At 60.0% G+C, this 12792-nt stretch carries 15 protein-coding genes; 6 read left to right on the top strand and 9 right to left on the bottom strand.

Annotated elements, in window-relative coordinates:
• The first annotated feature begins 3 nt into the window (after window positions 1–3).
• From FMN63_RS04635 to hypD, 6 genes are all read left to right on the top strand, one after another.
• Window positions 4–1446 (top strand): Ni/Fe hydrogenase subunit alpha, encoded by a 1443-nt coding sequence (locus tag FMN63_RS04635; RefSeq protein ID WP_148582787.1) that lies wholly within the window; start codon window positions 4–6, stop codon window positions 1444–1446.
• A 218-nt stretch (window positions 1447–1664) separates the two neighbouring features.
• Window positions 1665–2123 carry a hydrogenase maturation protease gene (locus FMN63_RS04630; protein WP_148582786.1) on the top strand — a complete coding sequence of 153 codons (459 nt, stop codon included), beginning with the start codon at window positions 1665–1667 and terminating at the stop codon, window positions 2121–2123.
• Window positions 2116–2457 carry a hydrogenase maturation nickel metallochaperone HypA gene (gene hypA / locus FMN63_RS04625; RefSeq protein ID WP_148582785.1) on the top strand — a complete coding sequence of 114 codons (342 nt, stop codon included), beginning with the start codon at window positions 2116–2118 and terminating at the stop codon, window positions 2455–2457. Before FMN63_RS04630 ends, hypA begins: the two co-directional genes overlap by 8 nt.
• Window positions 2457–3290: a hydrogenase nickel incorporation protein HypB gene (gene hypB / locus FMN63_RS04620; protein ID WP_209000939.1), complete on the top strand. Its 834-nt coding sequence runs from the start codon at window positions 2457–2459 to the stop codon at window positions 3288–3290. Before hypA ends, hypB begins: the two co-directional genes overlap by 1 nt.
• 12 nt (window positions 3291–3302) lie before the next feature.
• Window positions 3303–3572 (top strand): HypC/HybG/HupF family hydrogenase formation chaperone, encoded by a 270-nt coding sequence (locus FMN63_RS04615; RefSeq protein WP_148582783.1) that lies wholly within the window; start codon window positions 3303–3305, stop codon window positions 3570–3572.
• Window positions 3569–4723, top strand: a complete 1155-nt coding sequence (hypD, locus tag FMN63_RS04610; protein ID WP_148582782.1) for a hydrogenase formation protein HypD — start codon at window positions 3569–3571, stop codon at window positions 4721–4723. Before FMN63_RS04615 ends, hypD begins: the two co-directional genes overlap by 4 nt.
• 386 nt (window positions 4724–5109) lie before the next feature.
• On the opposite strand, the gene FMN63_RS04605 is transcribed toward hypD, so the two are convergent.
• The 9 genes from FMN63_RS04605 to FMN63_RS04565 form a co-directional block, all read right to left on the bottom strand.
• Window positions 5110–5595, bottom strand: a complete 486-nt coding sequence (locus FMN63_RS04605; RefSeq protein WP_148582781.1) for an SRPBCC family protein — start codon at window positions 5593–5595, stop codon at window positions 5110–5112.
• Window positions 5592–5924: an ArsR/SmtB family transcription factor gene (locus FMN63_RS04600; RefSeq protein WP_148582780.1), complete on the bottom strand. Its 333-nt coding sequence runs from the start codon at window positions 5922–5924 to the stop codon at window positions 5592–5594. Before FMN63_RS04600 ends, FMN63_RS04605 begins: the two co-directional genes overlap by 4 nt.
• 267 nt (window positions 5925–6191) lie before the next feature.
• A complete protein-coding gene (locus tag FMN63_RS04595; protein ID WP_148582779.1) occupies window positions 6192–6470 on the bottom strand; it encodes an amphi-Trp domain-containing protein in 279 nt (92 codons plus the stop codon).
• Window positions 6467–7831 (bottom strand): metallophosphoesterase, encoded by a 1365-nt coding sequence (locus FMN63_RS04590; protein WP_209000938.1) that lies wholly within the window; start codon window positions 7829–7831, stop codon window positions 6467–6469. The genes FMN63_RS04595 and FMN63_RS04590 overlap by 4 nt, the downstream gene beginning before the upstream one ends.
• Window positions 7832–7845: 14 nt before the next feature.
• On the bottom strand, window positions 7846–8547 hold the full coding sequence (locus FMN63_RS04585; RefSeq protein ID WP_148582777.1) for a histidine phosphatase family protein: 702 nt from the start codon (window positions 8545–8547) through the stop codon (window positions 7846–7848).
• On the bottom strand, window positions 8544–9644 hold the full coding sequence (locus tag FMN63_RS04580) for an HprK-related kinase B (protein ID WP_148582776.1): 1101 nt from the start codon (window positions 9642–9644) through the stop codon (window positions 8544–8546). Before FMN63_RS04580 ends, FMN63_RS04585 begins: the two co-directional genes overlap by 4 nt.
• On the bottom strand, window positions 9641–10531 hold the full coding sequence (locus tag FMN63_RS04575) for a GAK system ATP-grasp enzyme (protein WP_148582775.1): 891 nt from the start codon (window positions 10529–10531) through the stop codon (window positions 9641–9643). The genes FMN63_RS04580 and FMN63_RS04575 overlap by 4 nt, the downstream gene beginning before the upstream one ends.
• Complete coding sequence (locus tag FMN63_RS04570; protein ID WP_148582774.1) at window positions 10524–12158, bottom strand: phosphotransferase; 1635 nt, start codon at window positions 12156–12158, stop codon at window positions 10524–10526. The genes FMN63_RS04575 and FMN63_RS04570 overlap by 8 nt, the downstream gene beginning before the upstream one ends.
• Window positions 12151–12570 (bottom strand): NUDIX domain-containing protein, encoded by a 420-nt coding sequence (locus tag FMN63_RS04565; RefSeq protein WP_286192548.1) that lies wholly within the window; start codon window positions 12568–12570, stop codon window positions 12151–12153. Before FMN63_RS04565 ends, FMN63_RS04570 begins: the two co-directional genes overlap by 8 nt.
• Between the last annotated feature and the right edge of the window lie 222 nt (window positions 12571–12792).

The following is a 12792-nucleotide window of genomic DNA, read 5'->3' as shown; positions in this document are numbered from 1 at the left end:
GCAATGGCTGAACCCAGACTGATTGAAATCTCCCCCGTCACCCGAGTGGAAGGGCACGGCAAAGTGACCATCCATCTCAATGCGGACAACGAGGTGGATGAAGCCCGGCTGCATATCGTCGAATTCCGCGGCTTCGAACGCTTCATCCGCGGACGGCTGATGTGGGAAGTACCGGTGATCGTGCAGCGGCTTTGCGGCATCTGCCCGGTCAGCCACCATCTGGCGGCGGCGAAAGCCATGGACATGATCGCGGGGGTCGACCAATTGACGCCGACGGCGGAAAAGATGCGCCGGCTGATGCATTACGGCCAGGTGATGCAGTCCCACGTTCTGCACTTCTTCCATCTGGCGGCGCCCGATCTTCTGTTCGGCTTTGGTGCGCCTGCGGAAAAGCGCAACATCTTCGAAGTGATCAAGGAAAATCCGGAACTCGGCAAACGCGCCATCCTGATGCGCAAATACGGTCAGGAGATCATCGAGGCGACAGCCGGCAAGAAGGTGCACGGCACCGGGGCCATTCCGGGCGGCATCAACCGCAATCTACCCATCGAACGGCGGGATCATTTCCTCGCCACGGTGGATCAGATGATCGAATGGTCCCTGGATGCGGTGAAGCTGGCCCAGGACTATACGCTCGAACATGAGGACCTGGTCGCCGAGTTCGGCTCCTTCCCGTCCAACTACATGTCGCTGGTACGCGAGAGCGACGGTGCGCTCGATCTTTATCACGGCAATCTGCGCGCGCTCAGTTCTACCGGTGACATGATCTTCGATCAGGTGCCTTACACCAAGTATCATGAGCTGATCGTCGAGGATGTGCGCTCCTGGTCCTACATGAAATTTCCCTTCATCAAGTCGCTTGGACCGGACGCAGGTTGGTACCGGGTCGGGCCGCTGGCGCGCATGAATACGGCAAGCTTCATCGACACGCCTCTTGCCAATGCTGCCCTGAAGGATCTGAAAGCCGTCACCAGCGGAACACCCAACAATTCCACGCTGGCCAATCACTGGGCGCGCATGATCGAGGTTCTGCATTGCGTGGAAAAGATCAGGGAGCTGCTGAACGACCCGGATCTGCAAGGGACGGATCTGATTGCCAAGGGCGATCGGCGCGAGGAAGGCATCGGAGTGATCGAGGCACCGCGCGGCAACCTCATCCACCATTACAAGGTCGATGAGCATGACCAGGTCACTTATTGCAACCTGATCGTCTCCACCACCCATAACAACGAGGGCATGAACCGGGCGGTGAAGGATGTCGCGATCAAGCATCTGTCCGGCAAGGAGCAGATCACCGAGGGCATGCTGAACCATGTCGAAGTCGCGATCCGCGCCTACGACCCGTGCCTTTCCTGCGCCACCCACGCCCTTGGCCAGATGCCGCTGCAGGTGGAATTGTTCAATGCGGACGGTGCGCTGGTCGACAGCCAGACGCAGTGTGTTTGAACGTGGGGGGATAACGACATGACAGCCTCTCCTTCAGTCATCCTGGACGCAGCAACGCAGAGATCCGGGATCGGAGAGCCGAATACTCTCTTTCTGGAAATGAATTCCGGAGAGATGTGTGGCTCCCCGATCCCGGCTCGCGCTGCGCTTGGCCGGGATGACGATGGAGAGAATTTGTGTGCGGCAAGGTTTTATGTGCCTGAAAAGAGGATGTCGTCATGCTGCTGATCGGCTACGGCAATCCGGGGCGAGGGGACGACGGGCTTGGGCCGGCCTTGTCCGAAGCCGTTGCCGCGCGCGCCTTGCCGGGGTTGGAAGTGGACACCGATTACCAGCTTGTCGCCGAGCACGCGCTGGCGGTCTCTAGCCATGATGTGGTGATCTTCGCCGATGCGGAGATTGGCGCAGAAGGGGCATATTCGTTCAGGGAAATTGCGCCGGGCGCACCGGAGGTGCTCGGCAGTCACAGTCTTGTTCCAGAGACCGTACTGGCGCTGTGTGAAACGCTATACGGCGCTACGCCGAAGGCCTTCGTGCTGGGGATCTCCGGCTATGAGTTTGGCGAGGTGAAGGAAGGCCTTTCTGCGAGGGCTGCCGCCAATCTGGCGGAAGCCGAGGCTTTCTTTCTGGACTGGCTGCAAACAGCGGCTCACCAGAGGGAGGCTGCCGATGCATGAAATGTCCCTTTGCGAGAGCATCCTCGACATTTTGAAGGACCAGGCGGCGAAGGACAGCTTCACCAGGGTGAAGCGGGTTGCCGTCGACATCGGGCCTTTGTCCTGCGTCGAACCCGAAGCGCTGAAGTTCGGCTTTGACGTCGTCATGAAGGGCTCGCTGGCGGATGGCGCCGTGCTGGAAATTTCCCGGCCTTCAGCCGAAGCGCTGTGCCTGTCCTGTTTCAAGACCGTGCCGGTAAAAGCGCGGTTCGATTGCTGCCCGGAATGCGGTTCCGAAGCCCTGCAGGTCGTCAGCGGTGAAGAACTGAAGATCCGGGAACTGGAGGTGGTTTGATGTGTACGGTATGCGGATGCAGCGGTTTCCATGAAAAAGACCATGACCCTGATCATGGGCATTCTGACGCGCATGCGCGCGCACACGATGTCTGTCATGTCCATTTCGGCGAGGGCGAAGCCGGTGGGGCTGTGCCGGGCATGAGCCAGGCACGGCTGATCCAGATCGAAACCGATATTCTGGGCAAGAATAATTCCTATGCAGATCGCAACCGGGCCTTGTTGACTGCAAAAGGTGTGCTGGCGCTCAATCTCGTCTCCAGCCCCGGCTCTGGCAAGACAACGCTGCTCGTTGAAACCTTGAAGCGGATGGCAGGAAAGACCCCTGCCGCGGTCATCGAGGGCGATCAGCAGACGTCGAATGACGCCGATCGGATCCGTGAAACCGGTGCTCCCGCCATTCAGATCAACACCGGCAAGGGCTGCCATCTGGATGCGCATATGGTTGGCCACGCCCTGGAAAGGCTGCCGCTTGCCCAAGGCGGAGTGCTTTTCATTGAGAATGTCGGCAATCTGGTTTGCCCGGCGGCCTTCGATCTCGGCGAAGCCTTCAAGGTGGTGATCCTGTCGGTGACGGAAGGCGAGGACAAGCCGCTGAAATATCCGGATATCTTTGCCAATGCCGATCTGATGATCCTCAACAAGACCGACCTTCTGCCGCACGTGGATTTCTGCGTCGGGGCGGCGATCAAGAACGCGCGGCGGGTCAATCGCAAGATCCAGGTTCTGCAAGTGTCGGCCCGCACGGGCGAGGGCGTCAACGGCTGGCTGACATGGCTGGACGGTGCCCTGAAGATGCAGGTGGCGCACGCGCGCGGCCTTGCCGCAGAATAGGAGGTCCGGTTCATGTGTCTTGCCATTCCCGCCAGGGTCGTTTCCATTGACGGCGACGCCATGGCAACCGTTGCCCTGGAGGGGATCCGCAAACCGGTCTCGACCGCTCTGCTGGAGGAGGTTGCCGTCGGCGACTATGTTCTCGTCCATGTCGGCTATGCCCTGCACAAGCTTAGCGAAGAGGAAGCCGAACGCACCTTGCAGCTGATGGCGGAAGCCGGCGTACTCGCCGAAGAGCTGGAGGATATGGCAGGCGAACCGGTGGCGGGGGCGGACGCATGAAATACATCAAGGAATTTCGGGACGGACAGCTGGCGGAAAAGCTTGCCCTTGCCATCCGGCAGGAAGCCGATCCGGATCGGCATTATCATCTGATGGAGTTCTGTGGTGGTCATACCCACGCGATCTTTCGCTACGGGGTGCAGGACCTGGTTCCGGAAAATGTGGAGTATGTCCATGGGCCAGGCTGTCCGGTCTGCGTCTTGCCGGTTCGCCGTCTCGATGACGCCGTGGAGCTGGCACTGAAGGCGAACGTGATCCTGACCACCTACGGCGACATGATGCGCGTGCCGGGAACCAAGCAGAAAAGCCTCATCCGGGCCAAGGCCGAAGGGGCCGATATCCGGATGGTCTATTCGACCCAGGACGCGCTGCGGATTGCCCGGGAGAACCCGGAGCGGCAGGTGGTGTTCTTTGCCATCGGTTTCGAAACGACGACGCCGCCGACGGCGGTCGCGATCCTGCAGGCAAAGGCGGAGGGGCTGAAGAATTTCTCTGTCTTCTGCAATCATGTTCTGACGCCTCCGGCCATCGCCCATATCGTCAACGCGCCGGCGGAACCGGGCGAGCGACCGGTGAAGATCGACGGTTTCCTGGGTCCCTCCCATGTCAGCTCGGTCATCGGCTGGGCTCCTTATGAACCGGCGGCGCGGGACTTCAGGAAGCCGGTCGTCATTGCCGGCTTTGAACCGCTCGACGTGATGCAGTCGACATTGATGCTGATCCGTCAGATCAATGAAGGTCGGCACAAGGTGGAAAACCAGTACACCCGCGTCGTGACCCGGGAAGGCAATCGCAAGGCGCAGAGGCTGGTTGACGAAGTGCTGGAGCTGCGGCGAACCTTTGAATGGCGCGGTCTTGGCTATGTTCCAGACAGTGCCTTGAGAATTCGGGAGGCTTTTTCTGCCTTCGATGCCGAAAAGCGCTTTGCCCTCAGTCCGAAGGAGTCGCGCGAGGTCAAATCCTGCGAGTGTCCGGCCATCCTGCGCGGGGTGAAGAAGCCGACCGAATGCAAGCTGTTCGGTACGGTCTGCACACCGGACAATCCGATGGGGGCGTGCATGGTGTCCTCGGAAGGCGCCTGCGCCGCCTACTGGAGCTACGGCCGCAAGCCTGAGGCGGTTGCGGCCACCGCCAAGGGCGCCGCAGCCTGACCAGCATCGTTCCACAGGCAAGAGTCCGCTCCGGCGTCTTCGGCACACCAAATCACGCCCCTTGTCATCCCGGTTTGGCGTCGCCAAGACCGGGATCCAGTAGACGCCAGCCTTTGCGTCTCTGTGTGAGAGGGACTTTCTTCTCCCGCCCGGAAATTGATTTCCGGACCGCCAGGCGGGTTTCCCTTCCTTCTCCGGAGGGACGGCGACGGGTGGGGCAGGAAGTGTCGCCGGAGAACCTGACTGGATACAGTCGATCCGCCGCGCCGCAGTAAGTCCGCTACGAGCCCATGGACACCGATGCTGCGTCTAGGACGAATGACCGCTCTGGTGTGCTGCGCCGTGCAGGAAGTTCCGACCAGGGCCGATCTAGCGAGTTACCAAGCCTATTCCTGAGCTGCCAAGCGTTCCGCGAGTTTGTCGAATGCCTGTTTCCAACCACCTTCGCCCGCAGACCCTTCGGGAACACCGACATGGGCCATCGTCATCACGGTCTTTCCATCGACTTCGTTCAGTTCGATGATCACCTCGGTGATGTCGGGTGTGCCTTCTGGCATTCCCATGCTCTGCGGCGAAATAATCGTGCCGTCCTCGGTGCACATGCTCTCTGTATAGACAAGGCGCGACGGTCTGCGGACCTCCTTGTAGACTCCCGTGAACCACATCGACATCGTGCGCTCCGGCGAGGTCATCTCCATGCAAACCTTGCGCGTCCCACCGACAACGACATCCATCTCTGCGGTTGGGACTGACATCCCCATCGGCCCATACCATGACTTGAACAGCTCTGGGTCAGTCCACATGGCCCAGACATCTTCGATTGGCGCGTCAAGCTCACGCTCAATCTTTACCCAGCTTTGCAGATCACTCATGGCTTTTCCTTCATTGATTGCAGGACACTGTCCATCGCGTCGAAGCGGAGCTCCCAAATTTCGCGGTATTGGTCGGCCCAATTGGCGACGACGCGCAAAGGGGCTGCATTCAGTTTGCACGGTCGGAATTGCGCATCTTTCCCGCGTGTGACCAAACCCGCTTTCTCCAGAACACGGATGTGTCTCGACACGGCAGGGAGCGTCATGTCGAACGGTTCCGCAAGCGCATTCACAGTGGCCTCCCCCTTGGCCAGATGCGCAAGAAGCGCCCTACGGGTTGGATTGGCCAATGCTGCGAAGGTGGCGTCGAGTTGTTCGGACTCAGTCATATCCATTGTTATTATACAATCTTGTTAATTAAACAAGTAGTATAATACGATGTCTGCTTCAGCCCCGCGTTGCTGCTCTCGACGACGACCATCTGAGCAGACATTGACGGAGTTTCCAGAAGGGACGCTTTGTCCCGCAGTGCCGGCATCTGACGGCCAATCGGCTTCGCTGATGCAATGAACGGCGGCTTCGACGGGTTGCGTCGCAGCACACTATCAGCGGGTGGATGTCGGCTTTTGGCACATTTGGTTGGTCCGGGCCTGGCTTTACGAGCCGCCCTTCACCTTCAGCTTGCCGTTGTCCTTCTTGTCCTGGCCATCGTTGGTCCAGGTGATGCGAAGGTCCAGGCGGGACTGGTCGTCTTCCGTGGTGGCTGTCACTCTGAGGGCAAGTAGGCCTTTCGGGTGCAGGGTAATCTCGCCGGTGTCATCGCCAAATTGCAGTTCACCCTTGGCGATGCCGCGCTTTATGGCGTCGAGCAGTTTCTGGATCGATTTCTTGTCCTGCAGGGACTGGTGCCGGAAACGGCCCTTGCGTTCCATCATGACGACACCCCATGTTGCTGGAGGATATACGCCGGGTTGAACAGCTTGGCATGAGGATAGTCCCGACTGATCCCGAGAATATTGCCATCCGGGCAGATGATCGTGGCTCCGGTGCCGATGCCTTCCAGCCCTTCAGAGCTTCGCGAATGCCGGTCGAGCGTGATGTCGGCTTCCAGATGTAACAGGCCGTGTTTGGACGTCAGTTCCTGGCCGCTGTGCCGGTTGACGTGTCCCTGCACCAGCATTCTGATGCCAGCAAGGTGGAGATCGTCAACGCCGGTTTCGGTCAGGGGGTGGTCGACATCCCGGTATTTCGTGCGCATCAGGTTGGCGATGGTGCCGGAATAGAAGACGAAGGGGTCTTTCCGGCTTTCTTTCCGGAAGCGGCGGTTCACATGCGCAACGCCTTTCGCCGAGATCTGGGCTGCCATCTGGTCGTCTATACCGGCATGCACGAACAGCAGAGAGCCACTCTGGTGGACTGCCTTGAGGCTTTGAAAGAACCAAGCGTAACGGCCACCCGGCTCAACGAACAGCTCCCGGCACTTGAGCGCGGCGGCGTAAAGCTCACGAATGGTGAGGCCGGCCTCGGCGGCATGCTCCGCAAACTTGTCGGTCTTCTTCTTGAGGCGCTGCATTTCCTTGCGGATGGCCGCGTCGCTCAGATAGCGGGAAGCGACCTTCGGAAACTGTCTGGTCCATTTCTTTCCCGGAACCATCAGCGAGAAGCACGTCTCTTCGTCGGGCAGAGTGTCGAGATCCGTTGTATCGTCGACATACCGGTCATGAACTTCCTTCAGAAGCGGCATCACCTTCTTGCCCATACGCACGAACATATGGGCGTTGAGTGAGCTGCGCTTCACGGTCAGGGCTTCAAGGCCAAGGTAAAGACGCAAATCGTGGTTGCCGGCGAGGAGGATGACGTCGGCGCCGGTTTTCAGCAGCGCACCGAGACTGTCGAGGAGGTCCAGATTGCTCGGGCCCTTGTCCAGGCAATCGCCGCCGATGATGATCTGGCAGCTCCGCCCGAAGGGTGTCAGGTGGAAGTCGGTCAGGCCGTCGCCGGTGCGCTGGATTGCGCGGGCCGCCGTCAGGGACCTCAACAGGCTTTCCGCATCCGCATGCAGGTCGGAAATGAAGATAACCGGCCTGTCCGGCCAGTCCCACGGGCCAAGGGCATTTGCCCGGGCAAGACTGCCAACAACACCGGGAGGGGCGTTTTCTATCGTGTGCCGGTCGAACGGCAGACTCTCGACCGGTGCCAGCGGCCAGGGAACGCAGCTTTCCGGCAGTCCGAGATCAATGGCCTCGGCCTTATCCATCGGCGGCAGAAGCGGGGTCAGTGGCAGATGGGTCATCATGGCAGCAATCCGGTTCAATCCGTTGCGGTTTCAAGTGGCTGGCGATGTTTCCAGGCGCCGCCGTGGTGCGCCCAGGTGCCGTCGCGCTCCAGCTTCAGGACGACAGGACGGGCGTGGTGCATGCTGAGCTGGCGGATCTGGTCAAAGGCCAGAACACCAAGGCAGTGGGCGGCATGGCGCATGGACGCGCCGTGTCCAACGAAGATCCGCGCATTGGGGCCGGCTTCGTCTTTCAGGTCCGCCATCTTCTGCTCGATGAAAGCCGCCACGCGCTCCCCGGCGTCCATCAGGCTTTCCGCACCCTGGACCGGCAGTCTGTGATGGCTGTTCGATTTCCAGTCTCCCGGCAGCGGTGCGGTGCGCGGGTCGTCTGCGATCACCTGTTCGATTTCCGGAAGGGTCAGGTTGGCAAGGGCACCGACGCTGCGTTCGGCAAGAGCTTCGTCCTCGGTGATCGTGACGTCAGATCCGAGGGTTTCGCCAAGCGACTGACCGAGAAGCGCTGCCGTCTGCCAGGCCCGGAGTTGGCGGGAGCACAGGATTTCCGGTGCCAGCCGGAAGCCGTCTTGCCCCGCGATGGCTGCAATCTCGGTGCCCGCCTCTTGCGCCTGCGTCTTGCCGGTATCGGTCAAAGCGTATGGCTGCAGGGCACTTGGGGTGTCCGGCTTTTGACGATAGGCGCCATGACGCACCAGAATGGCAAAACGGGGCGTCATGGTGTTTGTCCCAGAAGGTCCGCACCAGCCTGGAACAGGGCGTCGAAATCAATCAGTCCCTTTACTTCCCACACCTGTACGCCTTCTAGTGCTGCCAGATAGGCCTGCGTGTCGAGCGATGTCTTCATCGGCCAGAAAGGCCCTTGCGGGGTCTGATAGAATGGGCCGGGGTTTTTCATGATTGCCGACAGGAGATCCAGCCGGTCTTTCAAGTCGATCTTGCTGACTTCGGTAGCCTCGGCACTGTCGCGAGACCAGTTCAGCACCCAGAAATCGGTCAGGCGGGCATCGTGGGAGATGCGGCCGGGGCCGTAGATGTCATCGATGAAGAGGTCGTATTTTTCTTCCAGATGCCAGAGCTCGTCCGGCTCCAGGTTGCGGAGTTCTTCCTCGCGTTCCTCGTCGATGAGACCGGTGAGCCGGGCGTTTGTGACGATTGTGCCGGGGTTGATGCGCGGCAGTTTCGGGATGCCGAGCGCATCGGTGCTGTTGCCGGCATTGCGCACCAGAAGGCGGTCGTTGGTGACATATTGCGTGCCACTGAGTTCCATCAGCCGCAACATGGAGGTGGACTTGCCGCCGCCGGACAGGCCGGAAATCGCAAGCCCCTTCGTGGGCGTACGCACGGCTGCCGCATGGCAGGCGACCCAGCCCTGTCGCTGGAAGTGGTTGAGAAACTGGGTGTTGATGAAGTTGATCACCTGGTTGGGGTGATCGTCCGTCGGTCCGAAGGCAATCGCCCAGTTGGGAGTTTGCAGGAACTGCAGGCCGGTGCGGACCTTGAGGATCAGGCGCCCGTTTTCAAGGTCGCAGATGGCATCCTTGCGGCCGGATTTTCCCGTTTCCCTTTCCCAGTCGGTAAATTGCGGGTCGAAGGGCAATTCCGCCGGACCCAGCACGTGGACGATCCGGTCCGGTGTGCTCGGTGCGGAAATCACATGCTGAAAATAGCGCAGCAATTCGGCCAGAAGCGCCGGGGATTTACACCGCACTTCAACCACATGGCCACCGACCGTGAGGCACACCGGATCGCAGTTCTGCGTTTCCTTTTCCGGCGAAAGGGCGTCGACAATGTCCTGAACGGTAATGCCGGTCATCCGCGCACCTTTTCAATTACATGGTTGGCATAAAGCGTGGCAGCGTCGATGCCGGCGCCTTCCAGGGCACCCTTGAAGCCACCGAAAGCCGAGACTTCGAAGACGATCGGTCCCGCGTCCGTCAGACCGACGTCGACAGTGGTGAAATCGAGATCGAAGGGTTCCTGCGCGCGGCGCGCCAGCTCGATCAGTTCGGCATCGGCTTCGAAGGGTTCGTATTTGCCGCCGTGAAGGATGGTCGTGTTCCAGCTGTCGGTCTGGGCCACACGGGCATAGGTGCCCAAATAGGTCCCGCCAAGAAACACCATGCCGAGATCCCTGCCGGACAGGTTGACCTTCTGTTGCAGATACATGACAGGGTTCTCGGCCTTGAACGAGGCGATCTTTTGCCGGAGGGCGGCTTCGCCCTCGGCTGCATCCATCAGCGTCATACCGCGTGCCTTTGTCGAAAACAGCGGCTTGAAAACAGCGCCGCCGAACCTCTGAACCGCGGCCAAGGCGTCTTCTGCGTTTTCGGTCACGCAGGTTGCGGGCATGGGAATGCCGGCATTCGCCAGGGTTACGGTGCAGCTCAGCCGGTTGACCAGGCCAAGGATGGATCTGGTGCTGGAAAAGACCCTGGTGCCGGCACCTTCGGCAACGCGAAGCATTTCCAGCCGGTCCAGCGTTGCCGGGCTGTACGTCTGGCTGATCTTCTTGACCACGATACCGTCGAGGCCGCAAAGGTCGGTTTGACCGGCGACGAGCGCCTTCTTGTCCAGGTCCAGAACGACATCGGCCATGTCGACAACGCAGCGGTAGCCGGTTTGCGCTTCCAGGGCATCCGCCAGAACTTCCGTCGACCATTTGCCGGGAATGCCGACAACTGCGATCCTGAGGTCAGTCAACGAAAATCTCCTTCATCTGCAGTCGGAACCGGGCCTCGGCGCCGGGTGGGCAGGCGAGCGCCTGTTCGATCAGGTATCGGGCCCGCAGCCACATGCGCCGCGCATGAGACTTGTCCAGGATGAACCGCGTCGATGTGGCAAAGGACCGGGCAAGGCCAAGCGCCAGCCGGAATTCGAATGTGTCGTCGCCCTGTTTGCGGGCGAAACCCCGCACGGACTTGTAGAAGGCAAGCGTGACTTCGCTGATCCGGCGGCGTGTTTCCCGGTCGAGTGCCTGAAGCCGGTAGTTCGAGACCATGAAAACCGAAACGTCCTGGACGTAGTCCATGTAACGGGAGCGATGCAGGTCAATGAAGTGAATCCGGTTTTCACCCGGATCATAGAGGATGTTGTCGACGTTGAAGTCGCCGTGGATATAGACGGAAAAGGGCGCAGTGACCTGGGCCTCGCGGGCGGCTGCCTCATCGATCAGGCTGTCGATGGAAGGCAGGGTCTCATCGGCGAAGCGGATGCCGGTATTCCTGAAGTGCGGATGAACCCTTCGCACCTCCTCAAGGCGCTTGCCAAGCTGCTGCATGCTGCCGAGTTCCGCAGGTTCCGCTGTGCGCGTCTGTTTCCAAATGTCCTTCAGGGTGCGCGAGAGACTGGTGAGCGCCCTGTCCCGCAAAGCGTCGCCTTCGTTCAGCATGATGTGTTCGAAGGTCAATCCGGGTAGATGTTCAATCAGAAGCGCTGCCGACTGGTTGCGCTTTCGGTAGGAGAGGATTTTCGGCGCCAGGCCCGGATAGATCGAATGCCAGCTTTTCACGCCCTGGCGCTCTTCCTTGACCTTGCTCTTGTCGCCATCCTTGAAGACGGCTGCAACCGTTTCGGTCTTCTTGTCCTTGATGGCGGAGATCGAACTGCCCGACCGGGTTTCGGCGAGCATTTCGATGGTGAGGTCTTCGCGTGCCGTTCCCAGATCCGACATCAGGTTCTGCAGGGTGAAATAGCGCTCGAAATTGACTGCCTGGCCCAGGTTGGCGGAAATCAGCGCTTCGCTGATTGACCGCAGGGCTTCACCCATGCGCTGAAACTCGCTGGCAACAAGCAGGCTGTTGGCGATGTCGGCGGGCGAGCGGTCCGGGTCGCGCATCCCGCGCGTGTAGACCTTGAAAAGCTTGCGGTAGTCGGCCTCGATCTTGTTCTGAAGCTGACCGATCTCGATGGCTTTTTCGCTGTCCCTGCTAAGGCAGGCATCCTCGATGCGGGCGACACCTTCACGAACCCGGCTGACTATCGCCGGATAGCGACGGGGCTCCAGGGTAGCGAAGGTCTCGATGCATTCGGCATGGCGCAATGACTGGCGCACCAGATTAGCTATGCGCAGAAGGTCGGTGGCGACAAACTCCAGGCTTCGCAAGGCAAGGTGCTTGCGGTCGGTCTTGCCGGCTCCGGCCATCTGTTGGACACAGGCCGCCAAAATCCGGCTTTTCAGGTTACGGGCATAGCCGGCCCGGTCCGTTATCCGCCGTGCCGTGGCAGCCGCCGGTTCCTTGAAGAAAGCTTCAAGCTGTATGAGCTGACCATCGATTTCCGCGCACAGAAAACGGATATTCTCCCGGATGGTCTTTGGGGCATTAATCATTATAGGATCCGAGATAGACTTCGGGCTCCCGCGTACAGCCAAGTGAAAACAGTTTTGTGACATAAAGTGGACGTAGCTGTTGAGCGTCTTCAAAGCCTATCCAGCGTGTCCCGACCTGATGCGGGTCCGGATGAGGCCCCAGAACCGGTTCGTAGTCTTCCGAAACACTGCAGGCGAAGATGAAATCGAGCTGGTGCTGATAGTCTTTCGCCGTCTGTTTCCGCCGATAAACTTCCGCCACATACATCAGATGCGATACGGTGATTTCAGCGCCGATTTCTTCCGCGCATTCCCGCTTCAAACAGGCTTCAAGCGTTTCACCCGGGTCCTGTTTGCCGCCGGGCAGGGTAAAATAGCAGCCCTTGACGGGATGACGCTTGTCTTGCACCAGCAGCCGATCGCCCTGCCGGATAAAGGCGCGTGGTGTCGAACGGATAACGGGCCGGAAAACGGCACCTTTCGGGGGCGCGTCACTTGCGATGGATCTCGCTCCCTGTTCAGGCCTGCCGGTTCAGGGCCTGCCGGACCGGCTGGCGCAGCTTCTGTCAGGGGCCCGCTTCCATGGTCAGCAGGGCCGTGATAGCGGCGAGTATAGGTGAGTCGTTTCCGGCGAGCGAACCGATCTTCGATCGTG

Origin of the sequence: Stappia sp. BW2 (genome assembly GCF_008107695.1) — a bacterium.
GTDB lineage: Bacteria > Pseudomonadota > Alphaproteobacteria > Rhizobiales > Stappiaceae > Roseibium.
This window is presented reverse-complemented; position numbering and strand designations above follow the sequence as displayed.